Here is a 22897-nt window from a genome sequence, read left to right as displayed (position 1 = left end):
AGTCTGAGTGCGGATTAAAGTAACTCCACGGCCGCAACGCCAAATCTTCAACCAACCTCACGGAGTGACCATGCCCCAGACCCTCACAGAACAACTGAGCCGCGAACAGCAAATTGCCGCACTCGAAAAAGAGTGGGCCACCGACCCCCGTTGGAAGGGCGTCAAGCGCGGCTACAGCGCTGCCGACGTCGTGCGTCTGCGCGGCTCTTTCCCGATCGAGCACACGCTGGCCAAGCGCGGCGCCGAGAAGCTGTGGGACAAGATCAACGGCGGCTCCAAGAAGGGCTACGTGAATGCGTTCGGCGCCATCTCCGCTGGCCAGGCCATGCAACAGGCCAAGGCCGGCCTGGAAGCCGTGTACCTGTCGGGCTGGCAAGTCGCCGCCGACGGCAACACCTCGGAAAGCATGTACCCCGACCAGTCGCTGTATGCGTACGACTCGGTGCCGACGATGGTTCGCCGCATCAACAACACCTTCCGCCGCGCCGATGAAATCCAGTGGGGCCGTGGCGTGAACCCGGGCGACAAGGAGTTCATCGACTACTTCCTGCCGATCGTGGCCGACGCCGAAGCCGGTTTCGGCGGCGTGCTGAACGCCTTCGAACTCATGAAGAACATGATCACCTCGGGCGCCGCCGGCGTGCACTTCGAAGACCAACTGGCTGCCGTGAAGAAGTGCGGCCACATGGGCGGCAAGGTGCTCGTGCCGACGCACGAAGCCTGCGAGAAGCTGATTGCCGCGCGCTTCGCCGCCGACGTGCTGGGCGTGTCGACCATCGTCCTGGCCCGCACCGACGCTGAAGCCGCCAACCTGATCACGTCCGACCACGACGCCAACGACAAGCCCTTCCTGACGGGCGAGCGCACGCAGGAAGGCTTCTACCGCGTGAAGAACGGCCTGGAGCAAGCCATCAGCCGCGGCGTGGCCTACGCGCCCTACGCCGACCTGGTGTGGTGCGAAACCGGCGTGCCGGACATCGGCTTCGCCCGCGAATTCGCGCAAGCCGTGCACGCTGCCTGCCCCGGCAAGCTGCTCTCGTACAACTGCTCGCCCTCGTTCAACTGGAAGAAGAACCTCGACGACAAGCAGATCGCCTCGTTCCAGGAAGACCTGGCCGCACTCGGCTACAAGTACCAGTTCATCACGCTGGCCGGCATCCACATCAACTGGTTCAACACCTTCCAGTTCGCCCACGCCTACGCTCGCGGCGAAGGCATGAAGCACTACGTGAACATGGTGCAGGAACCCGAGTTCGCCGCGCGCGAAAAGGGCTACACCTTCGTGTCGCACCAGCAGGAAGTCGGCGCGGGTTACTTCGACGACGTGACCACCGTGATCCAGGGCGGCTCGTCCAGCGTGAAGGCGCTGTCGGGCTCGACCGAAGAAGAACAGTTCCACTGATCCTCGCGGATCGGTTCCACGGCAGCGGCTTCGCTGCCGCTTTCAAGCCCGGCCATGTGCCGGGCTTTTTCGTGCGGGCGCCTGCTCTGTTGTTCGGGTCAGGCCTCGAGGCGCACTTCGCGCACGCCGCGGCCCAGGCGCTGGCGCAGCAGGGTGCGCAGCGTGACGCCGTCGGCGTAGCCCACCATGCCTGCGATCTGCTCGAGGCTCTTGTCGCTGGTCTTCAGCAGGTGCACCGCGCGTTCGACCCGCAGATCCTGCACGTACGAGAGAGGGCTCTTGCCCAGCACCTGCTGCATGCGCCGGGCCAGCGTGCGCTTGCTGGTGCCCGCGGCCTGCGCGGCTTCGTCGAGCGAGAAGCCGTCGGCCAGGCGCCCGCGGGCCCAGCGCTCGAAACGCTCCACGAGCGGGTCGGAGTGCGACAGGTGGTCGGAGATGACATAGGCCGACTGCGACGGCCGCGAATCGACGATGAGATAGCGCGCGACCAGCGTGGCGAGCTCGGGGCTCGCCTGGCGCACGATCCACAGCGCCATGTCGACATGGCTCAGCGCCGCGCCGGCGGTGACCAGGTGGCCGGAGCTGACGAGCATGCGCGAGTCTTCCAGCTGCACGGCCGGGTAGCGCTGGCGGAACAGCGTGGCCAGCCACCAGGTCGTGGTTGCCTTGTGGTGGTCGAGCACGCCGGCTTCGGCGAGCACGAAGGTGCCGATGCATGCCGCCGCCACGCTGGCTCGCTCGTTCGAGCGCGTCTTCAGCGCGGCGCAGGCATCGCGCACGTCGGCACGCTGCAGGGCGGGCTCCAGCGTGTCGGGCATCTTGCAGCCGAGCGCGGGAACGATCAGCCAATCGGCGGCGCCGGTGCCAAGCGAGCGCGCCACGGGCACGGTGAAACCCTGCGAGGTGCGCACGCGCTTGCGAACGCCCGTCACCGAGACGTCGAACGGCGCCACGTCGAGCTGCAGCATGGCCGCCAGTTCGTTAGCGGTGGTGAACACGTCGAGCACCGTGGACAGGCCGGTGTCGAACACGCCGTCGAGCGCGAGTACGTCGATCTTCATGGCCATAACGATATCAAAGATGTCAAAAATGCCAATAGCTCCAGAGGGGCGGCGTGCCTAGAGTCCATGGCAACGCCGCGCAATGTCGCGCGCCGTTCAACTCAGGAGATGAGCATGATCAAGTACGCACTGTTCGCACGCCTCGAAGCCAAGCCTGGCAAGGAAGGCGACGTCGAGAAGTTCCTGGAAGCGGGCCTCGCGATGGCGCGCGACGAGAAGACCACGCCGATCTGGTTCGCGTTGCGCCTGTCCCCGACCACCTTTGGCGTGTTCGACGCGTTCGAGGACGAGGCAGGGCGCCAGGCCCACCTCACCGGCCCGATTGCCCAGGCGCTGATGGCCAAGGCGCCCGAGCTGTTCGCCAAGCCGCCGTCGATCGAGCCCATCGAGGTGTTGGGGCTCAAGAACACCGCGCCCACGGCCTGAGCGGGCAGCGGCTAGAATCGCGGACTCCGCACTCAACAAGAGCGAGAAAGGCATCCTGGTTATGACACCGCGAACTACTCCGCAAGGACTCAGCGGCTTTTTCTTCTTCGAAGGAAAGGGCCGGTAACCCCGCGCTCGCTGGTTTCTGCCAGCTTCACAACCAAGCAAAGCGCGGCATCCACCGCGCTTTTTTGTTTTTCTCCCCGAGGTTTTCACATGATCCAGATCACGCTTCCCGACAACTCGCGCCGCGAGTTCCCAGGCCCGGTTTCGGTGGCTCAGGTGGCCCAGTCCATCGGCCCCGGCCTCGCCAAGATGACGGTGGCCGGCAAGGTCGACGGCAAGCTCGTCGATGCCAGCGACATCATCGACCACGACGCCAAGCTCCAGATCATCACGCCCAAGGACGACGAGGGCCTGGAGATCATTCGCCACTCGACGGCCCACTTGGTCGGCCACGCGGTGAAGCAGCTCTACCCGACGGCCAAGATGGTGATCGGGCCCGTGATCGACGAGGGCTTCTATTACGACATTTCCTACGAGCGCCCGTTCACGCCCGAGGACATGGCCGCGATCGAAGCCCGCATGCGCGAGCTGATCGCGCAGGACTACGACGTCGTGAAGAAGGTGACGCCGCGCGCCGAAGTCATCGAGGTCTTCAAGTCGCGCGGCGAGGAGTACAAGCTGCGCCTGGTCGAGGACATGCCCGACGAGCAGGCCATGGGCCTGTACTACCACCAGGAATACGTCGACATGTGCCGCGGCCCGCACGTGCCGAACACGCGCTTCCTGAAGGTCTTCAAGCTCACGAAGCTGGCCGGCGCCTACTGGCGCGGCGACGCCAAGAACGAGCAGCTGCAGCGCGTCTACGGCACGGCATGGGCCGACAAGAAGCAGCTCGACCAGTACATCCAGCGCATCGAGGAAGCCGAGAAGCGCGACCACCGCCGCCTCGGCAAGGAACTCGACCTGTTCCACATCGACGAAGCGGCGCCGGGCCTGGTGTTCTGGCACCCGAAGGGCTGGGCGGTCTGGCAGCAGGTCGAGCAGTACATGCGCGGCATCTACCGCGACACGGGCTACTGGGAAGTGAAGGGCCCGCAGATTCTTGACAAGAGCCTGTGGGAGAAAACGGGCCACTGGCAGAACTACCGCGACAACATGTTCACGACGGAGTCGGAGAAGCGCGAATACGCGCTGAAGCCGATGAACTGCCCGGGTCACGTGCTGATTTTCAAGAGCGACCTGCGCAGCTACCGCGACCTGCCGCTGCGCTACGGCGAGTTCGGCCAATGCCACCGCAACGAGCCCAGCGGCGCACTGCACGGCATCATGCGCGTGCGCGGCTTCACGCAGGACGACGGGCACATCTTCTGCACGGAAGACCAGATCCTCGAGGAGTGCATTGCGTACACGGACCAACTGCAGAAGGTCTACGCCGACTTCGGCTTCACGGACATCCTCTACAAGGTCGCCACGCGGCCCGAGAACCGCGTGGGGTCCGACGAGCTGTGGGACAAGGCAGAGCATGCGGTGATGGAGTCGCTGCGCCGCTCGGGCGTCGATTTCGTGATTGCCCCCGGCGACGGTGCCTTCTACGGCCCGAAGATCGAATACACGCTGCGCGACGCCATCGGCCGCCAGTGGCAGTGCGGCACGATGCAGGTCGACTTCAACACGGCAGAGCGCCTGGGCGGCGAGTACGTGACGGAATCGAGCGGCCGCGCGCACCCCGTGATGCTGCACCGCGCGATCGTCGGCAGCCTGGAGCGCTTCATCGGCATGCTGATCGAACACCACTCGGGCGCACTGCCCGCGTGGCTCGCTCCGGTGCAGGTGGCGGTGCTCAATATCAGTGAAGGACAGGCCGATTACGCTCGGGACGTGGCGAAAGCGCTGCAAAATCAAGGGCTTAGGGTTCAGCTTGACCTGCACAACGAAAAGATTACGTATAAAATACGGAAGCATTCGTTGCAAAAGCTCCCTTACATCCTCGTCGTGGGCGACAAGGAAAAGGAAGCAGGTGCCGTCGCAGTGCGCGCCCGGGGCAATCAAGACCTCGGTGCAATGTCCCTCGAATCGTTCGTGCAACGGCTCGTCCAGGATGTTGCTGACAAGCGTTGATTTGTCTCTGAAACACCTCATATGTTTCCCTGCCAAATCGTGCCGCTTGTTCGCGAGGACTGACCGGCGTTCGCTACAGATTTTGTAGCAATTTTTGAAGGATTCTGACCATCGCTACTGCATTTCGCGACCGCCGCCACCGCGAGGAACGCCAACACCGCCTGAACCGGGAAATCATGGCCCCGGAAGTCCGCCTGGTCGGCCCGGAAAACGAGCCATTGGGTGTCATGAGCCTTTCCGAGGCCCTGCGCCTTGCGGGCGAGGCCGACGTGGATCTGGTGGAGGTCGTTGCGGCGGCCAACCCGCCGGTGTGCCGCCTGATCGAGTACGGCAAGTTCAAGTACCACGAGCAGAAGAAGGCAGCCGAGGCGAAGTCGAAGCAGAAGGTCATCGAGGTCAAGGAAATCAAGTTCCGGCCCGGTACCGACGACGGCGACTACAACATCAAGATGCGCAACATCAAGCGCTTCCTTGAGGACGGCGACAAATGCAAGATCACGCTGCGCTTTCGCGGCCGCGAGATCACGCACCAGGAGCTGGGCCTGGCGCTGTTGCAGCGCATTCGCGATGAACTGGGCGACCTGATCATGGTCGAGCAGTTCCCGAAGCTCGAAGGCCGGCAGATGATCATGATGATCGCGCCGGGCCGCAAGAAGGCCGGCGGTGGTGCACCGAAGCCGGCAGCAGACGCTGCGGCTCCGGCCGCGTCGCCCGCAGCGGCTTGAGCGCCAGGGTCGCGGTAGCAGTAGCGAGGTTTTGAAGGGATTTCGCCCTTGCCGGCGTTTCGCAAGAAACGCGGGCAGGGGCGAGATAAAGAAGTGTCTCGGGGCCAACAAGTCCGTGGAGCATCCATGGCGCCTCACGAGCACAAACTAAAGGAGCATTTTTATGCCCAAAATGAAGACCAAGAGCAGCGCGAAAAAACGTTTCCGCGTTCGTCCCGGTGGCACCGTCAAGCGCGGTCAAGCCTTCAAGCGTCACATCTTGACGAAGAAGACCACCAAGAACAAGCGTCACCTCCGTGGTGCAGTCGCAGTGCATGAAACCAACATGGTTTCTGTCGCCGCCATGCTGCCCGGCCGTGGCATTTAATTCAGACGAACAAGGAGAAAACACATGCCTCGCGTCAAACGTGGTGTAACGGCTCGCGCCCGCCACAAGAAAGTTCTCGCACTCGCCAAGGGTTTCCGCGGTCGCCGCGGCAATGTCTTCCGCGTCGCCAAACAGGCGGTGATGAAGGCAGGCCAATACGCCTACCGTGACCGCCGTACCAAGAAGCGCGTGTTCCGTCAGCTGTGGATCGCGCGTATCAACGCCGCCTCGCGTGAACTGGGCCTGACCTACAGCCAGTTCGCCAACGGCATCCGCAAGGCCGGTATCGAGATCGACCGCAAGATGCTTGCGGACATCGCCGTGCACGACAAGGCCGCTTTTGCCGGCATCGTGGAGCAGGTCAAGGCCAAGCTGGCTGCTTGATTCTGCACAGCAGGCTGCTGCCTTCGGGCAGTCTCCTGCGCCCACGGCTCAAGGGCTGGCGCTTGAAAAGGCTCCAGCTCTTTTTTATTTCCCCTCGAAGATTTTTGTTGCTATGAACGAGTTGGACTCCCTGGTCGACACCGCACGCGCCGCTTTCGCCGAAGCGAAGACGCCCGCCGAGCTCGAAAACGCCAAGGCGCAGTTCCTCGGCAAGTCGGGCCGCATCACCGAGCTGATGAAGGGCATGGCCGCGCTGAGTGTCGAAGAGAAGAAGTCCCGCGGCGCCGCGATCAACGTCGGCAAGCAGGCCATCGAGGCCGCGCTGACCGAGCGCCGCCAGCAACTGGCCGACGAAGAGCTCTCCCTGCAGCTGCGCGCCGAAGCGCTCGACGTGAGCCTGCCCGGGCGGCGCCGCATCCCCGGCGGCCTGCACCCCGTGAGCCGCACCCTGGAGCGCATCGAGGAGATCTTCTCGAGCATGGGCTTCGATGTGGCCGACGGCCCCGAAGTCGAGAGCGACTGGCACAGCTTCACCTCGCTCAACAACCCGCCGAACCATCCGGCGCGTTCGATGCAGGACACCTTCTACGTCGACCTGAACGGCGACGACGGCATCCCCTACAACCTGCGTCCGCACACCAGCCCGATGCAGGTGCGCTATGCGCATCAGCACATCAAGAAGTACGCCGCCGAGTTCGCTGCGGCTGCCGCCGACAAGACCGGCACCGTGAAGGCGCCCGAGATCCGCGTGATCGCGCCGGGCCGCACCTACCGTGTCGACAGCGACGCCACCCACTCGCCCATGTTCCACCAGTGCGAAGGCCTGTGGCTCGGCGAGAACGTGAGCTTCAAGGACCTGAAGGTCATCTTCACCGACTTCTGCCGCACCTTTTTCGAACGCGACGACCTCGTGCTGCGCTTCCGCCCGAGCTTCTTCCCGTTCACCGAACCGAGCGCCGAGATCGACATCCAGTTCCAGAGCGGCCCGCTGGCCGGCCGCTGGCTCGAAGTGTCGGGCGCCGGCCAGGTGCATCCGAACGTCGTGCGCAACATGGGTCTCGACCCCGAGCGCTACATCGGCTTCGCCTTCGGCATGGGCCCCGACCGGCTCACCATGCTGCGCTATGGCGTGAACGACCTGCGCCTCTTCTTCGACGGTGACCTGCGTTTTCTCTCGCAGTTCCAGTAAGTCCCCATCCATAGAAAAACCAGATCGAGATCGAAGAGATGCAATTCCCGGAATCCTGGCTGCGCGAGTTCTGCAACCCGCCCCTCGACAGCGCCGCACTGGCCGAAACGCTCACCATGGGCGGCTTCGAGGTCGAAGAGCGCCGACCGGTGGCGCCGCCTTTCACGCGCATCGTGGTCGGCGAAATCAAGGAAGCCGTGCAGCACCCCAACGCCGATCGCCTGCGCGTGTGCCAGGTCGATGCGGGGCAGGGCGCCTTGCTCAACATCGTGTGCGGCGCGCCCAACGCGCGCGTCGGCATCAAGGTGCCGTGCGCACTCGTCGGCGCCGAACTGCCGCCGGGTGAAGACGGCAAGCCTTTCCTCATCAAGCTCGGCAAGCTGCGCGGCGTCGAGAGCCAGGGCATGCTGTGCTCGGCACGCGAACTGCACCTGAGCGAAGACCACGGCGGCCTGCTCGAGCTCGCCGCCGACGCGCCCATCGGCGCCGACGTGCGCGATGTGCTCAAGCTCGACGACGCGCTGCTCACGCTCAAGCTCACGCCCAACCTGGCGCACGGCCTGAGCGTGTACGGCGTGGCGCGCGAACTCTCGGCGCTCACCGGTACCCCGCTGAAGACGCCGGCCATCACGCCGGTGGCCACTGCCTTCACCGACGTGCTGCCCGTCAAGGTCGAGGCGCCCGAGCTCTGCGGCCGTTTCTCGGGCCGCATCATGCGCGGCGTGAACACCAAGGTGGCCACGCCGGCGTGGATGGTCGAGCGCCTCGCGCGCTGCGGCCAACGCAGCGTCACGCCGCTGGTCGACATCTCGAACTACGTGATGTTCGAGTACGGCCAGCCGACCCACATCTTCGACCTCGACAAGATCCATGGCGGCCTCACGGTGCGCTGGGGCAAGGCGGGCGAACAGCTCAAGCTGCTCAACGGCACCACCATCACGGTCGACGACAAGGTCGGCGTGATCGCCGACGACCGCGAGGTCGAGTCGCTCGCCGGCATCATGGGCGGCGACGCCACGTCGGTGTCCGACGACACGCGCAACATCTACGTCGAAGCCGCGTTCTGGTGGCCCGAGGCCGTGCAGGGCCGTTCGCGCCGCTTCAACTTTTCCACCGACGCGGGCCATCGCTACGAGCGCGGCGTCGATCCGAGCCGCACGGTGCAGATCAGCGAGCGCATCACGCAGCTCATCGTCGAGATCTGCGGCGGCCAGGCCGGCACCATCGACGACCAGACGCTGCACGTGCCCGCCGCCGTGCCCGTCACGCTGCGCGTGGCGCGCGCTTCGCGCGTCATCGGCATGCCGCTCACGCAGGCGCAATGCGCCGACGCGCTCGGCCGCCTCGGCTTCGCCATCACCGAAGGCGAAGGCACGCTCACCATCACGCCGCCGCCGCACCGCTTCGACCTGCTGATCGAAGAAGACCTGATCGAAGAAGTCGCTCGCCTGGTCGGCTTCAACAACCTGCCGACCACCGCACCGCTCGCACCCATCACCGCTCGCGTGCGGCCCGAGGCACAGCGCAGCCGCTTCGCGGTGCGCCGCGGCATCGCCGCACTGGGCTACCAGGAGACGATCAACTTCAGCTTCGTCGAAGCGCATTGGGAGCAGGACCTGGCGGGCAACGCCAACCCGGTCAAGCTGCTGAACCCCATCGCCAGCCAGATGAGCGTGATGCGTTCGTCGCTGCTCGGCTCGCTGCTGCAGGTGCTCAAGTTCAATCTCGACCGCAAGGCGCCGCGCGTGCGCGTGTTCGAACTGGGCCGCGTGTTCATGCGCGACGACAGCGTCGTCACCACCGACAGCACCGTGCGCGGCGTCAACCAGCCGATGCGCGTGGCGGGCCTGGCATGGGGCGACGCCGACGAAGCGCGCTGGGACGGCAAGCCGCAGCGCATCGACTTCTATGACGTCAAGGGCGACGTCGAGGCGCTGCTGGCGCCGCTGGTGCCGACCTTCGAGGCGGCCGAGCATCCCGCGCTGCACCCGGGCCGTTCGGCACGCGTGATGGTCGACGGCAAGGCCATCGGTGTCGTCGGCGAATTGCATCCGCGCTGGCGCCAGAAGTGGGACTTCGCCCAGGCGCCCGTGCTGTTCGAACTCGACCTCGACGCCGTCATCGCGCGGCCTGTGCCGGTGGCACAGCCGGTGCCGAAGCACCAGGCCGTGGAGCGCGACATTGCCGTCGTCGTGGCAGAGGCCGTGACGCACGACGCGCTCATGCAAGTCATTCGCGGCACGACCGGCGCGCAGGGCCTGCTGCGTGATGCAACGCTGTTCGACATCTACCGTCCGCAACCGCTGCGCGACGGTGCCGTGGCCGCGCCTGGTGCCTTGGCACAGGGCGAGAAGAGCATGGCGGTGCGCCTGAGCTTCCAGAGCGACAGCGCCACCCTGACGGACGAGCAGGTCGAACCTGCCGTGCGCGCGATCGTCGAACAACTGGGCGCCAAGGTCGGCGGCCGATTGAGGGGATGATGAGAATGAACGCTGCCGAATTCACGCTCGAGGCCCTCGAAACGCCTGCGCTCACCAAGGCGCATCTGGCCGACCTGCTGTTCGAGCAGATCGGCCTGAACAAGCGTGAGTCCAAGGACATGGTCGAAGCGTTCTTCGAGCTCGTGGCCGGCAGCCTCATCGAAGGCACCGACGTGAAGATCTCCGGCTTCGGCAACTTCCAGATCCGCGTGAAGGCGCCGCGCCCGGGCCGCAACCCGCGCACCGGCGAGGCCATTCCGATCGGCGAGCGCCGCGTGGCCACCTTCCACGCGAGCGCCAAGCTCAAGGAACAGATCCAGGGCAGCGCCGAGCAGGGTGCTTCGACGGAAGTCGAGTGGAGCCTGGGCGCCGAATAGTGCTTGGTGCTGTGCGCCTGCGTGGAGTAATCTCTAAGGTTTCCCGCGCACAGTCTTGATTTCAATGGAGAAAACGCTCCCGCCGATTCCTGTCAAACGCTACTTCACCATCGGTGAGGTCGGCGAACTCTGTGGCGTCAAGCCGCACGTGCTTCGCTATTGGGAGCAGGAGTTCACGCAGCTGCGCCCCATGAAGCGACGCGGCAACCGCCGCTACTACCAGCACCACGAGGTGCTGATGATCCGCCGCATCCGCGACCTGCTCTACGACCAGGGCTTCACCATCAGCGGTGCGCGCAACAAGCTGCAGGAACTCGTGCAGGGCGAGCGCGACCGCCGCAAGGCTGGCGAGGTGCCGCTCGAAGGCATGGAAGCCATCGAGATCGACCAGGAAGAATTCGACGCGGCCATCGTGCAGGACACGCAGGAACCGGCGCATGCGGGTGCTGAAAAGGGCGCCCAGGCGCCCGACTTGTCGCAGTTGTTGCACCTTCGCCGCGAACTCTTTGAAATTCGTGAGCTGTTGACCGTCGGACGCTGAATTTCAACGGCTATAATCGAGAGCTTCGGTGTGTGGCGCAGCCTGGTAGCGCACTTGCATGGGGTGCAAGGGGTCGAAGGTTCGAATCCTTTCACACCGACCAAAGACAGTAGTTAGATCAACGGCTTACGCTCACAAGGCGTAGGCCGTTTTTCTTTGGCCCTGACAATTGCCTTCCCATTGGGCCTGTCTTGCGTGGCGGCAATCCACGGGGGCGCGGTGCCTACTCGATCCCCGTGCAACTGCTGCCTGCGCCAGGCAGTTGATCTGCTACGAGGTTCCGACGTGCCGCGGCATGGGGCGCGGGCTGCGATGCGGCCTCGAGCGCCACGTCCAGTGGTCTCAGTCCATGGCCACCAGACACTTCCGGCGGGGCGAACCGGATCACCATGCGCTCCGCATGGCCTGTCCAGGCTGAGTGACTTCGCCATCGTCGCGTCGACGCTTGCGATCCGGGCGCCAAGGTCGCCACCGCTGCCTGCGCCGCTTGGGTCCGCAGGGGCTTGGGCTGCCGTTCGAGGGATGACCTGGGCGATCGGTCGTCAAGCCAGGTCGACGAACGCGTCGGGCTGCTGGGCCCACGGCTACGTCATCACCACTGTCCGACTCAGCAGAAGGCGGCTTCGACAACAAAGCCAACCATCGCAAATAAACGTTAACACCAAGGAATTAGTTCCTTGGGGCGACAAGCGACCCACGCCTATCCTCGATCGCACCATGAGCACACCACAACAACAACTCCTCGTCGACCTGCCCGATGGCTGGTCCAGCCGTGTCGATATCAAGCAGACCACCAACGGCTGCTATGCGGGCGTGGCGGAGCTGAGTCTTCGCGGGCTGAAGTGGGGCACGCTGGTGTTCATGCAGCAGCCGTCGCTCGAAGCGGCGCTGGCGCGTGTGCGGCTGCGGGCCAGCCAGTTCGCAAGGGAGCGGCTCTCGCTCAAGGAGGCGCAGTTGCTGATGCGGCAGTGCTGAGAAGCAGGAGTGAGGAGCGGCGAGGGCGGTCGTTTTCCGATTTGCCTATCCCGCGCATGAAGATTGCCAAACCCCGGACAGTGGGGCTTCCGGCACCATCGATGTTCATCCACTGGGCAGCACGGAGAACATCATGAAGACAGTCAGGCAGATCATCGGCGGCGCCATTTCCCTTGCAGGCGCAGCGGTGCTGGTGGTCCAGCACTTCTAGCCAGCGCAGCCAACAAGCAGGGACCTGAGCCAACGGCTCGGTTGCGGCGCAAGGCAGCCCTCACAGGCGCAACGGCCCACCCCAACCCCCCATCGGACATTCATCCAATAGCGGCTTCCCCCCGCGAAGCGGACAGTACGGGTTCTCCCTCCACCTCTGTCACTTCGCAAGGAAAGCCCTCATGAAAACCACCCATCGCTTCAAGCTCGCAGCCGCTGCCGCCGTCATCGGCCTGTCGTTCTCCGCCCTCGGTGCAACGGCCGCGACACCCAACGCGCCAGCCACACCCGACACCTCCAAGCCCAGCGTCGTCATCGTCCATGGCGCCTTCGCCGACGGTTCCGACTGGGCCAAGGTGATCCCGTTGCTGCAGGCCAAGGGCCTGCATGTGGTGGCGGTGCAGAACCCGCTGACTTCGCTCGAGGACGACGTGGCCGCCGCCAAGCGCGCCATCGACGCGCAGCCGGGCAAGGTGGTGCTGGTGGGCCACTCGTGGGGCGGCTCGGTCATCACCGAGGCGGGTGCGAACGACAAGGTCGCCTCGCTCGTCTACGTGGCGGCCTTCGCGCCCGACGCCGGCCAGACCTCCGCCGAGCTCGGCAAGGACTACCCCCCGGCGCCCGGTTTCGCGCACATCGTGGCCGACGCTTCGGGCTTCCTGTCGCTCACCAAGGAGGGCATGAGCAAGCACTTCGCGCAAGACCTGCCGGCCTCGGCAACGGCCGTGATGACGGCCACGCAGGGCCCGATCCTCGGCAAGTCGTTCGAGCAGAAGCTGCCCGTCGCCGCGTGGAAGACCAAGCCCTCGTGGTACCTGGCCGCCACCGCCGACCACATGATCCCGCCGGCGCTGCAGCTCGACATGGCGAAGAAGATCGGCGCGCACCTCACGCGCGTGAACAGCAGCCACGTGCCGCAGCAGTCGCAGCCCGCGAAGGTGGCCGAGGTCATCCTGGACGCTGTGCGCCAATCCAAGTAAGGTGCCGCGTGCCGGCCGCGGGGCTCCCCGCGGCCGGCACGTTTCCTACTTCTCTCTCCATCTCCCGTGCAGCCTTCTTCCCCCATCCAGGTCTTCGACGCCATCCGCGCGCTCGCATTCGTCGGCGACCTCAGCATGGGCCAGCCCATCGACCATTCGGCGCGCACGGCGTGGCTCGCGTCGCACCTGGCCGCCGCGGCCGGTTGCGACGAGGCGGTGCAGGGCCACGCGGCCTGCGCGTCGCTGTTGCGCTGGTCGGGCTGCACCGCCAACGCACCCGAGTTCTCCGACCTGCTGGGCGACGACGTGGGCGGCCGGCGCACCATGCTGGCGACCGCGTCGGCGCGCGCCGCGGCGGACTTCGCGGGCTCCATCAGCCCGCTGGCCGAAATCCATTGCGAGGTGTCGGGCGACATCGCGCGCACGCTGGGCATGCCCGCGGCGGTGGAACTGCCGTTGCGCCACATGTTCGAAACCTTCGACGGGCAGGGCAAGCCGCTGGGCCTGGAGGCCGCGCGCATTCCACTCGAGGTGTTCATCGTCACCGTGGCGGGCGACCTCGAGATCTTCTCGCGCGTGCACGGCCTGAACAACGCGCTGCGCTACATCGCCGAACGCGCCGATGCGCGCTACCCGGCCTTCCTGGTCGACGCGGCGCACCGCCACGCGGTCGACTGGCTGCACATGCTGGAGCAGGGCGCTTCCACCGAGCCGATGCCGGTGCCCACCGCGCTGCAAGACATCACCGCGCCGCTGGAGCTCATCGCCGACGTCATCGACCTCAAGCTGCCGTGGATGACCGGCTACTCGCGCCGCGTGGCCGAGGCCGCGCAGCGCGGCGCCGCCGCCATGGGGCTGGAGCCTGCGCAGCAGCAGCGCATCTACCGCGCGGGGCTCATCCACGGCATCGGCCGCGCATCGGTGCCCAACGGCGTGTGGGACTCGCCCGGCGTGCGCAGCGAGGCCGATGCCGAGCGCCTGCGCCTCGTGCCCTACTGGACGGAGCGCGCCGCGCGCCGCATCGACACGCTGCGCGCCGAGGCCGAGATCGCCTCCTTCGTCGACGAGCGGCTCGACGGCTCGGGCTTCTTCCGCGGCGTGAAGGGCGCGGCCATCGACGCCGAAGGCCGCGTGCTGGCCGCCGCCGCGCACTGGGTGTCGCTGAACACCGCAAGGCCCGGCAAGCCTGCGCTGGCGCAGGCCGAGGCCGTGGCCGCGCTGCGTGCCGAAGGCGATGCCGGCCGGCTCGATGCGCAGGCCATCGCGGCGCTCACCGGCCATCCGGCGAGCGCCGCTGCAGCGTCGCCTGCCGACGCATCGGCACTGCTCTCCGGCCGAGAGGTCGAAGTGCTCGGGCGCATCAGCCTCGGCGAAAGCAACAAGGAGGCGGCGCGTTCGCTCGGCATCAGCCCGAGCACCGTGCGCGCCCACCTGGAGAACATCTTCCGCAAGCTCGGCTGCACCACGCGCGCGGCCGCCACGCTGAAGGCGCTGACGCTCGGCCTGCTCTGAAGCCGAGCCGCGCAGCCTGCCGTTTCAGTCCAGCGTCGCCGAGACAGCCTCTTCGAGGAAGTCGAGCCGGTCCTGTCCCCAGAAGAGCTCGCCGCGGTGCACGCCAGACGGCGAGCCGAACACGCCGGCCGCCACCGCGCGATCGGTGAAGCCGGCATAGGTACGCGCCACCTCGTCCGTACCCGCGTCGCGCATCAAGGCCTGTGCGTCCAGGCCGCAGTCGGCCACGATGCCGGCGAGCGTGGCCGCGTCCGAGATGTCCTTCTCCTCGCACCACTCGGCCCGCAGGATGGCCTTGTACAGCGCCACCACGTCATGCGCTTCGACGCTGGTATTGGCATCGGCACTGGCATCGGCACTGGCATTGGCACTGGCACTGGCACTGGCACTGGCCGCGATGACGATGCGCGACGCCAGCGCCGCATCGGGGCACATGAACTTCGGGCTCGCGTTGACATGAACGCCCAGGCGCGTGCACCAGCGCCGCAGCTCCGTCACGCGGTACTGCTGCCGCTCGGGCGCACGCAGCGGCAGCAGGATGCCGCCGGTGCGCGCATACACCGTCGCCCTGCAGGGCGCTACCCGAAGGTGAACACATAGGCCTGCGCGCCCGCGTCGAGAAACTCGATCTCGAACACCCGGTCTTTCTCGCTCGCCTTCTGCCGCACCAGCTGGTACAGCCGCTGCCCGTCGATCACGCCGTTGCCCTGCGCGTCGGTGTCGGCGCCGTGGTCGGCGAGCGGCGGCTGGCCGTCGAGCGTCACGCGAAAGCGCACCGGCTTGCCGCCGGGCGCTGGCCCGAGCACCAGGTGCAGGTCGCGCGCATGAAAGCGGTAGGCGAGGCGGCCGTTCGCGCGCTCGAGCATGGCGCGCTCGGCGTCGATCTTCCATTCGCCGTCGAGCGACCACTGGTTGGTGCGCAGCGAGGCCGGCGCCTGGTACGCGCGGGCGCGGTCGTTCGCAATGCCACCGGGCGAGGCGAAGCGGTTCGCGCGCTCGTAGCCCAGGTAGGTCTCGCCCGACTCGGGCAGCGTGTCGGCCGCTGCGGCCTGCGTGCCCCGGCCCTCGGGCTTCACCAACGGCCCCGCCACCGCGCCGCGGCCGGCTTCGGCCAGCAGCTGCTGAATGACCTGCTCAGATTTGTCGTACATGCCTTCGCCGAACTGGTGGTGGCGAATGCGCCCCTGCGCGTCGACGAAGTACAGCGCCGGCCAGTACTGATTGCCGAAGGCGCGCCAGATGGCGTAGTTGCTGTCCACCGCCACCGGGAAGCCCACGCCCAGGTCCCTGGTGGCGCGGCGCACGTTGGCCGGCAGCTTCTCGAAGGCGAACTCCGGCGTGTGCACGCCCAGCACCACCAGGCCCGCGTCCTTGTACTTCTCGGCCCATGCGTTGATGTACGGCAGCGTGCGCAGGCAGTTGATGCACGAGTAGGTCCAGAAGTCGATGAGCACCACCTTGCCGCGCAGGCTCTCGGCCGTGAGCGGGGTGCTGTTGATCCACTCGGTGGCGCCGGTGAGCGGTGCGATGGCGCCTTCATCGCGCAGGTTCAGCGCGGGCTTGCCCGGCACGGTTGATGTGGGTGATGCGGGTGATGCGGGTGACGCGGCTGGCGCGGAGGCCACCGCCTCGGGTTGCGCGGCGGCCAGCATCAGGCCGCCGCGGTCGGCGCCGGCTTGCGGCTCAGGCGGCGCCTGGTGCCGCGGCAGCCCGGCATCGATCTTCTCTACAAGCGCCTTCTCCAGCGCGGAAGTGGTGCCGAAGGAAATCTGGCTCAGCAGGCCCGTGTCCAGCCCCAGCGCGATTGCGCCCACGCCGGCCAGCACCGCCACGCCGGCCGCGCGCCGCAGCCATTCGCCGGCATGCAGCGAGCCTTTCATCGCCGAGAACAGCCGCCCGCCGAACAGCAGCGCCGCCGCCAGCGAGGTGCACGCGCCCGCCGCATAGGCCAGCAGCAGCAGCGAGGTGCCGATGCTCGCGCCGTTGAGCGCCGCACCGGTCAGGATCAGCCCGAGGATCGGGCCCGCGCACGGCGCCCACAGCAGCCCCGTGCCCACGCCCAGCAGCAGCGCGGAGAACACCGACGCATGGGCCTGCCCCTGGTTCTGCTCCCGCCCCGACAGCCGCATGCCCAGCGCCACCAGCGGGCGCGCCAGGCGGTCGGCCACCGACGGAAAGAGCAGCGTCACGCCGAACAGCGCCAGCATCGCGATGGCCGCGTAGCGCCCGTACTGGTTCAGCGTGACCACCCAGTTGCCGCCCACGGCCGCCAGCGTGGCAATGGCGGCGAACGCCAGCGCCATGCCCAGCAGCATCGGCAGGCCGTGCGAGCGGAACGGGCGGTCGGCCCGGGCGAACACGAAGGGCAGCACCGGCAGGATGCACGGGCTCAGGATGGTGAGCACACCACCCAGGTAGGCAACGATGAGGAGCAGCATGGCGTCGGTCTCGGCGAAGGGTTGATGACTGAAAAAGGGCGAACGGGGTCCTCACGGTCTCGCGCTGTGCGAGCCGCGTGGGCAGCAGGGGGTTGTGGGGCGGGCCGGGCCTGGGCCGCGGCTCAGTCCGGCAGCGGCGCTGTGGTGTCCAGGGTGAGCCGCGCCTCCAGCCCTCCCTCGCCGCGGTTGCGCAGCGCCAGTTCGGCGCCCATGGCCACCGCCAGCTGGTGCGCAATGGCCAGGCCCAGGCCGGTGCCGCCCGTGCTGCGGTTGCGCGAGCCTTCCACGCGGTAGAAGGGCTTGAGCACGTTGTCCAGCTGGTCGGGCGGAATGCCGGGGCCGTTGTCGACCACCGCCACCACCAGCCGGCCGGCCTGCGCGCCGGCGTGCACCTGCAGGCGCACGTCGTCACCGAACTTCAGCGCGTTGTCGATCAGGTTCATCAGGATGCGGCGCAGCGCGTTGGGCCGCGTCACGATCGGCGCGCCCGTGCGGCCCTCCAGCAGCACCTGCTGGCCCGCGTCTTCGTAGTCGGCCACCATGCTCTCGAACAGCGCGTCGGCATCGATGCGGCAGGGCGGCTCGGTGGCGCCGTGCAGCGTGCGCGCATAGGTCACGCCCTCGCGCACCAGCGCATGCATGGCGTCCAGGTCCTGGCGGAACTTGTCGCGGTCGTGGTCGCTGTCCATCAGGTCGGTGCGCAGGCGCATGCGGGTGATGGGCGTCTGCAGGTCGTGCGAGATGGCCGCGAGAATCTCGACGCGCTCCGACATGTAGCCCGCAATGCGCTTCTGCATGGCGTTGAAGGCGCGTGCCGCGTGCCGCACCTCGGTCGGGCCTTCCTCGGCCAGCTCGGCGCCCTTCAGGTCGGGGCCCAGCTCGTCGGCCGCGTCGGCCAGCTGCGCCAGCGGGCGCGTCACCAGCCGCACCGCGTACCAGGCACACACGGCCAGCACCAGCAGCTGCAGCCACAACACCCACATGACCCAGCCCGACACCGGCATGTCGACCCGGCGCGCATGCACGATCAGCGCGGCGCCGTCGCTCAGCCGCACCTGGATCTGCAGCTCCTGCGTGGGGCTGGCCACCTGGGCGATCTTGACGATCTCGAACGGGCGCATCGCATCGGCGATGGCACCCGCGAACTGCTGCAGCGCCGGCGCCTCGGGCGGCACGCCCTCGGCCGCGCCGCCCAGCGTGAAGTGGTAGTTGCGCCGCTCCAGCCGCGCCAGCCAGCCGGCGCGCTCGTCGGCGGGCAGGCGGTCGAGCACGGCCACGGAACTCGCAATGTCGCGCTCGATGCCCGTCATCATCAGCTCGCGCATCGCAATGCCGCGCTCGTAGCGGATGGCGGTGAAGGTCAGCAGCTGCGCAATGGCCAGGCCGACCACGATGATCAGCGTGACCCGCGAGAACAGCGTGCGCGGAAGCAGCCTGCGCCAGCCGTCCTGGGGCGCAGGCGCTGCCGTGGCGGTGGGTGCAATCGGCATGGGGAGGCTCGCTGGGGTGGGCATGGTCAGGTTTATAGCCCTGGGTGTGCCCCGGCGGCCCGCCTTTTGTATGCCAGTGTGTTGGCCCGTGGAACGGGACATACAACATTACCTGTCGGCACGCCCAGACATGCCCAGACATGCCCAGGTAGGCCGCATGCGGCGGGCCTAACGGGACGCTGCCCGGCACTGCTCGCGCGGCGCCGGGCCGTTCGGCCTACTTGAGCAGCTCGATCTTCCGGGCGAAGTCGAGCTGTTCCTCCGGTCCCGGCCCGGCGATGCGGTCGCGGTTGGGCTCGCGCCGGTGGTCGAGCAGCACCTGCCGGCCCACCAGCTTCTTCTTGAGGGTCGAGCCGCCCGAGGCGGCGTCCTCGTCGAACCAGTCGCCGCAGTGGCCGTCGCAGTAGGCGGTGACGCGCTCGCCGGTGGCCGACTGCACGACGATGTGCATGTCGTCGGTGCCGCCGCCGCCGCGCAAGGTGCCGGACAGAGTGGCGGCGAGCGCGGCGCCGGGAAGCAATGCGAGGAGGGGAAGCAGGAGGCGGTAATTCATTTCGGCCGCCATGATAGGCGCCGCCCGGCACAGCACAGCACAACGCCGCGCAACGTAGTGTGGCCGCCCGGCGCGCCGGATACACAGGCATACAAAGCCCCTTGTTCCGCGCGCCAGCCGGGCTACATTGCGGGCTTGCGCTTTCCTTCCAGCTCTTCCATACCCGCGCCGGCGCGCGGCAAGGCCATGATCCCCAAGACCTCCGACCACATCCTCATCGTCGACGACGACCGGGAAATCCGCGAGTTGCTCACCACCTACCTGGTCAAGAACGGCCTGCGCGTGGTGGCCGTGCCCACGGGGCGGCACATGCGCGCGGCGCTGGAAGAGTCGGGGCCGTTCGACCTCATCATCCTCGACCTGATGCTGCCCGGCGAAGACGGCCTCACCCTGTGCCGCGACCTGCGCACCGGCAAGTGGAAGGCCACGCCCATCCTCATGCTCACCGCGCGCAGCGAGGAGGCCGACCGCATCCTGGGCCTGGAGATGGGCGCCGACGACTACCTGGCCAAGCCCTTCTCGGCGCGCGAGTTGCTCGCGCGCATGCGCGCCGTGCTGCGCCGCACGCGCATGCTGCCGCCCAACATGCGCTCGACCGAGTCGGCCTCGAAGCTGGCCTTCGGCGAGTGGCAGGTCGACACCACCGCGCGCCACCTGCTCGACGAAAGCGGCACCATGATCGCGCTCAGCGGCGCGGAGTACCGGCTGCTGCGCGTGTTCCTCGACCATCCGCAGAAGGTGCTGAGCCGCGACCAGCTGCTCAGCCTCACGCAGGGCCGCGAGGCCGAACTCTTCGAGCGCTCCATCGACCTGCTGGTGAGCCGGCTGCGCCAGCGCCTGAACGACGACGCGCGCGAGCCGCGCTACATCAAGACCGTGCGAAGCGAGGGCTACGTGTTCGCTTCGACGGTCGAGGCATTGGACTGAAGCGGCACGGTCCGCCTCGGTCCACCGCAGTCCGCTTCAGCCTGATGCATCGCGCCGCTTGCGGCGCGTGCCAGGCCCCGTGAGCTGCCGCGCCGTGATGCACTGGCAGCTCACCGGGTTGCGCACTTCGTGCGCGATGCCGCCCGCCAGGAACAGCAGGGCGAGCCAGAGCTTCTTCATCTCACGAGCCCTTGGCCGGTGAAGCCGCAGCAGAAGACACTGCGGATACCGGCGAAGGCTCCGCCAGCAGCGCCTGGATCTTCTTCTCCGTCGTGCCGTAGCTGCCCTCGCCAAAGTGCGAGTAGACGATCTTTCCCTGCTTGTCGATCAGGTACACCGCAGGCCAGTACTGGTTCTTGAACGCCTTCCAGGTGCCGTAGCTGTTGTCCTGCGCCACCGCGTGCTTGATCTGCAGGCGTTGGATGGCGTCCTTCACGTTCTTCGTCGACTTCTCGTACGCGAACTCCGGCGTGTGCACGCCCACCACCACCAGGCCCTTGTCCTTGTACTTGTCGTTCCAGTCCTTCACGTAGGGCAGGTGGTTCAGGCAGTTGATGCAGGTGTAGGTCCAGAAGTCGACCAGCACCACCTTGCCGCGCAGCTCTTCGAGCTTCAGCGGCTGCGAGTTGAGCCAGGTGTCGATGTTGTGGAACTCCGGCGCGGCCTGTGCCTCGGTGGCCGGAATGTCGCCGCCGCCGAACGAGGGCGAGGCAAAGGTCAGCGTCAGTGCCGCCGCCGAAGCCGCAAGGGTCACGGCGAAGAACATGGCGGGGGAACGGGCGGGGGAGCGGGCGGGTGAGCGAATGGGCATGGCGGGTCCTTCGAAAGAAGAGGGGCGGTTGTTCGTTTGCTTCGAACGTGGCCGATTCTTCTTCGCGCGACCTGCTGCGCGATCAGTTTGCGTATGTCTCTGTATCTGCAGGACAAGACACAAACACTACGTTTCACGAAACACTCCCAGGCTTTTGTTGCCCCGCGCATCCGCCCTCGCATTTCGAGACTTAGTGGGCGAACTCATCGCCCCTCGCCACCCCCGTCATGCCTACAGTGGGTGCCCCTGTCACACAGACACCCACAAGGCAATCAAGGAGGAACCCACCAGCAAAAGCAACCGACCCGCACGCCTCGCGGCGGACCACCGAGTGCACCGGCACCGGTACGAATGCGAGGCACAAAAGGCGACGGCCGGCGTGCTGAAACACCCCGACCGTCTGACCAAGTGAAGTGCAACCACTAGATAGAAAGCGCACCCCAAATGGCTGAACGAACTATAGCCCGGCCCTCCAAGCCGAACGCCTCCACCGCCTCCGCCTGCGCAAGCAAGCCCAGCGCGTCGGACCTCCTCGAAAACAAGCAGACGCAGCTCACTTCGCTCCTGACCTGCTGCCACGGTGAAGACGGGCTGCTGGCCCATTGCTCGTCCTTCGATCTCCTGAGCAACGTGCTGTGGCTGGCCGCCGACCTGTCGCGCGAAGCGGGCGAGCTGTACCAGGAGGTGGCTGCCGCTGCCCGGTAACGAGGCATAAGGCGGCAGAAGGAGGCAGGCCCGCCAAGCATGGCGGGCCTTTTTTGCAGCTCAGTGCGGCGGCGCGTACACCGCCAGCCCCATCAGTTGCCGGGCGCCTTCAACGACAAGGCAGCACAGCGACCCGCACAGCCCGACGCGAAACAGCCATTTCTCCATGCGACCCGACGTGCCGAGCGCCGTCACAAGCAACGCGAGAAAAACGAAGAAAAGCCCTGCAAGGCAAGCGTCCGGCGCAAGCAATGTCACCGTCGAACTTCCGCGACCGGGCCGATAGGTCGCGCGACCAGTCAACAGTATCCAGAGCCCGTACGCCGCCAGGCCGACCGGGAGCAGGGGGGCGATGTACCGGGTGATCCATCCGGATTCGCGGCGCGTCGAAGGGCTTGTCACAGCGGGTTCCTTCATTTCTCGCTGGCCCGGCGAGGCAGCCGCGCGCGGGCCGTCGGCTCTGTCGCGCCATGCCCCAGGCTCACGAGGTACGCACAGAACATGTCCGCCATCGCATCCGAATACGCCTTGACCTGCGCATCGGTCCGCGGCGTTTCCGAAAAGCTCTTGCCCACCGCGCCGAAGGTCGACGTGATCAGGTCGCCGGCCAGCGCGCGCCTGGCTTTGGAGGCCTTGGGCAGCGCCTCGCGCATGAAGGCCTCCATGGTGCGGTCGCCGGCGGCGCGGGCTTGCTGCGCCTCGGGCGCGTCGCGGTAGAAGGGCGCGGCGGCATCGAGCGCGCCGCGCACCTCGGCCTCGTCGCACTCGGAGCGGATGAAGGCGTGCACCAGCAGGCGCAACCGCGCGAGCGGCGGCTTCGTCGTGTCCTGCAGGATGCCGCCCAGCATCTCGGTGGTGTCGCGCCACTCGTCGCTCTGCAGCCGGAACAGGATCGACGCTTTGTTCGGAAAGTACTGGTAGACCGACCCCACGCTCACGCCGGCGCGCTCGGCCACGCGCGTGGTGGTGAAACGGTGCGCGCCTTCCTTGGCCAAAACCTGAACAGCGGCTTGAAGAATTGCCGCGACCAGGTCGTTCGAGCGGGCCTGCTTGGGCTGTCTTCTAGAGGAGATCGGGGCGCTTTTGCGTTCGGTCATCTGGGGGGCTCGCAATGCGAATGGAAAACGTGAAGGATTATTCATATTATTGCTTTCACTCGCCGCTGCTGCCAAGCAAGCACTCCCTCATTCATTCCCTCATCCATCTTTCATCCGCAAGGA

Annotated in this window: 24 protein-coding genes and 1 tRNA gene; 16 read left to right on the top strand and 9 right to left on the bottom strand. The window is 66.9% G+C overall.

From position 1 onward, the window contains the following. Nucleotides 1-70: 70 nt before the first annotated feature. A complete protein-coding gene (aceA, locus tag BM004_RS06915) occupies nt 71-1402 on the top strand; it encodes an isocitrate lyase (protein WP_093128659.1) in 1332 nt (443 codons plus the stop codon). Between the two features lie 98 nt (nt 1403-1500). Here the strand turns inward: aceA and BM004_RS06910 are convergent, their stop codons facing one another. Then, nucleotides 1501-2463, bottom strand: coding sequence for a GlxA family transcriptional regulator (locus BM004_RS06910; protein WP_093128738.1), 963 nt, complete (start codon nt 2461-2463; stop codon nt 1501-1503). Between the two features lie 114 nt (nt 2464-2577). Here BM004_RS06910 and BM004_RS06905 point away from each other — a divergent pair, with 114 nt between their 5' ends. From BM004_RS06905 to BM004_RS06845, 13 genes are all read left to right on the top strand, one after another. Next, entirely contained in the window at nt 2578-2889 is a 312-nt protein-coding gene (locus BM004_RS06905) for a putative quinol monooxygenase (protein WP_093213001.1), read from the top strand. 216 nt (nt 2890-3105) lie between these two features. After that, on the top strand, nt 3106-5013 hold the full coding sequence (gene thrS / locus BM004_RS06900; RefSeq protein WP_093212134.1) for a threonine--tRNA ligase: 1908 nt from the start codon (nt 3106-3108) through the stop codon (nt 5011-5013). Between the two features lie 101 nt (nt 5014-5114). Further along, a complete protein-coding gene (infC, locus tag BM004_RS06895) occupies nt 5115-5738 on the top strand; it encodes a translation initiation factor IF-3 (protein ID WP_093212132.1) in 624 nt (207 codons plus the stop codon). Nucleotides 5739-5901: 163 nt separating this feature from the next. Beyond that, a complete protein-coding gene (rpmI, locus tag BM004_RS06890) occupies nt 5902-6105 on the top strand; it encodes a 50S ribosomal protein L35 (protein WP_007832497.1) in 204 nt (67 codons plus the stop codon). Nucleotides 6106-6129: 24 nt separating this feature from the next. Next, complete coding sequence (gene rplT, locus BM004_RS06885; RefSeq protein WP_007832499.1) at nt 6130-6489, top strand: 50S ribosomal protein L20; 360 nt, start codon at nt 6130-6132, stop codon at nt 6487-6489. Nucleotides 6490-6601: 112 nt separating this feature from the next. Further along, entirely contained in the window at nt 6602-7678 is a 1077-nt protein-coding gene (pheS, locus tag BM004_RS06880; protein ID WP_093212130.1) for a phenylalanine--tRNA ligase subunit alpha, read from the top strand. Nucleotides 7679-7716: 38 nt separating this feature from the next. Then, nucleotides 7717-10158, top strand: coding sequence for a phenylalanine--tRNA ligase subunit beta (pheT, locus tag BM004_RS06875; RefSeq protein WP_093212128.1), 2442 nt, complete (start codon nt 7717-7719; stop codon nt 10156-10158). 5 nt (nt 10159-10163) lie between these two features. Next, nucleotides 10164-10535, top strand: a complete 372-nt coding sequence (locus tag BM004_RS06870) for an integration host factor subunit alpha (protein WP_093128664.1) — start codon at nt 10164-10166, stop codon at nt 10533-10535. Nucleotides 10536-10599: 64 nt separating this feature from the next. Next, the gene (locus tag BM004_RS06865) at nt 10600-11076 is read left to right on the top strand and encodes a MerR family transcriptional regulator (RefSeq protein ID WP_093128665.1); all 477 of its coding nucleotides are present in this window, start codon (nt 10600-10602) and stop codon (nt 11074-11076) included. Nucleotides 11077-11102: 26 nt separating this feature from the next. Continuing rightward, nucleotides 11103-11179, top strand: a tRNA-Pro gene (locus BM004_RS06860). Nucleotides 11180-11793: 614 nt separating this feature from the next. Then, nucleotides 11794-12051 (top strand): hypothetical protein, encoded by a 258-nt coding sequence (locus tag BM004_RS06855; RefSeq protein ID WP_093128666.1) that lies wholly within the window; start codon nt 11794-11796, stop codon nt 12049-12051. Nucleotides 12052-12443: 392 nt separating this feature from the next. Then, nucleotides 12444-13241 carry an alpha/beta fold hydrolase gene (locus tag BM004_RS06850; RefSeq protein ID WP_093212126.1) on the top strand — a complete coding sequence of 266 codons (798 nt, stop codon included), beginning with the start codon at nt 12444-12446 and terminating at the stop codon, nt 13239-13241. Between the two features lie 66 nt (nt 13242-13307). Beyond that, nucleotides 13308-14753 carry an HD domain-containing phosphohydrolase gene (locus BM004_RS06845; protein WP_093212124.1) on the top strand — a complete coding sequence of 482 codons (1446 nt, stop codon included), beginning with the start codon at nt 13308-13310 and terminating at the stop codon, nt 14751-14753. A 24-nt stretch (nt 14754-14777) separates the two neighbouring features. On the opposite strand, the gene BM004_RS06840 is transcribed toward BM004_RS06845, so the two are convergent. The 4 genes from BM004_RS06840 to BM004_RS06825 form a co-directional block, all read right to left on the bottom strand. Next, nucleotides 14778-15314 carry a 2-hydroxychromene-2-carboxylate isomerase gene (locus BM004_RS06840; protein ID WP_093212122.1) on the bottom strand — a complete coding sequence of 179 codons (537 nt, stop codon included), beginning with the start codon at nt 15312-15314 and terminating at the stop codon, nt 14778-14780. Between the two features lie 17 nt (nt 15315-15331). Then, a complete protein-coding gene (locus BM004_RS06835) occupies nt 15332-17191 on the bottom strand; it encodes a cytochrome c biogenesis protein DipZ (protein WP_093212120.1) in 1860 nt (619 codons plus the stop codon). Nucleotides 17192-17313: 122 nt separating this feature from the next. Further along, nucleotides 17314-18681: an ATP-binding protein gene (locus BM004_RS06830; RefSeq protein WP_256219819.1), complete on the bottom strand. Its 1368-nt coding sequence runs from the start codon at nt 18679-18681 to the stop codon at nt 17314-17316. A 217-nt stretch (nt 18682-18898) separates the two neighbouring features. Next, a complete protein-coding gene (locus BM004_RS06825; protein WP_093212116.1) occupies nt 18899-19234 on the bottom strand; it encodes a hypothetical protein in 336 nt (111 codons plus the stop codon). 186 nt (nt 19235-19420) lie between these two features. Between BM004_RS06825 and BM004_RS06820 the strand changes: the two genes are divergently transcribed. Next, a complete protein-coding gene (locus BM004_RS06820) occupies nt 19421-20161 on the top strand; it encodes a response regulator (protein WP_093128676.1) in 741 nt (246 codons plus the stop codon). Nucleotides 20162-20197: 36 nt separating this feature from the next. On the opposite strand, the gene BM004_RS41355 is transcribed toward BM004_RS06820, so the two are convergent. Together BM004_RS41355 and BM004_RS06815 are read right to left on the bottom strand one after the other, a co-directional pair. After that, entirely contained in the window at nt 20198-20341 is a 144-nt protein-coding gene (locus tag BM004_RS41355; protein WP_177206401.1) for a hypothetical protein, read from the bottom strand. 1 nt (nt 20342) lies between these two features. Beyond that, nucleotides 20343-20972: a thioredoxin family protein gene (locus tag BM004_RS06815; RefSeq protein ID WP_371268857.1), complete on the bottom strand. Its 630-nt coding sequence runs from the start codon at nt 20970-20972 to the stop codon at nt 20343-20345. 444 nt (nt 20973-21416) lie between these two features. Between BM004_RS06815 and BM004_RS06810 the strand changes: the two genes are divergently transcribed. After that, the gene (locus tag BM004_RS06810; RefSeq protein ID WP_093212112.1) at nt 21417-21677 is read left to right on the top strand and encodes a hypothetical protein; all 261 of its coding nucleotides are present in this window, start codon (nt 21417-21419) and stop codon (nt 21675-21677) included. Nucleotides 21678-21737: 60 nt separating this feature from the next. Here BM004_RS06810 and BM004_RS06805 read toward each other — a convergent pair whose 3' ends face one another. Beyond that, entirely contained in the window at nt 21738-22079 is a 342-nt protein-coding gene (locus BM004_RS06805) for a hypothetical protein (RefSeq protein WP_143072407.1), read from the bottom strand. A gap of 11 nt (nt 22080-22090) precedes the next feature. Beyond that, nucleotides 22091-22774 (bottom strand): TetR/AcrR family transcriptional regulator, encoded by a 684-nt coding sequence (locus tag BM004_RS06800; protein WP_093212108.1) that lies wholly within the window; start codon nt 22772-22774, stop codon nt 22091-22093. Nucleotides 22775-22897: the final 123 nt, after the last annotated feature.

The sequence above is a fragment of the Variovorax sp. OK212 genome (assembly GCF_900112425.1).
In the GTDB taxonomy this organism is placed as follows: domain Bacteria; phylum Pseudomonadota; class Gammaproteobacteria; order Burkholderiales; family Burkholderiaceae_C; genus Variovorax.
Note: the sequence above shows the minus strand (reverse complement) of the source record. Positions and strands in the feature narration are given on the sequence as shown.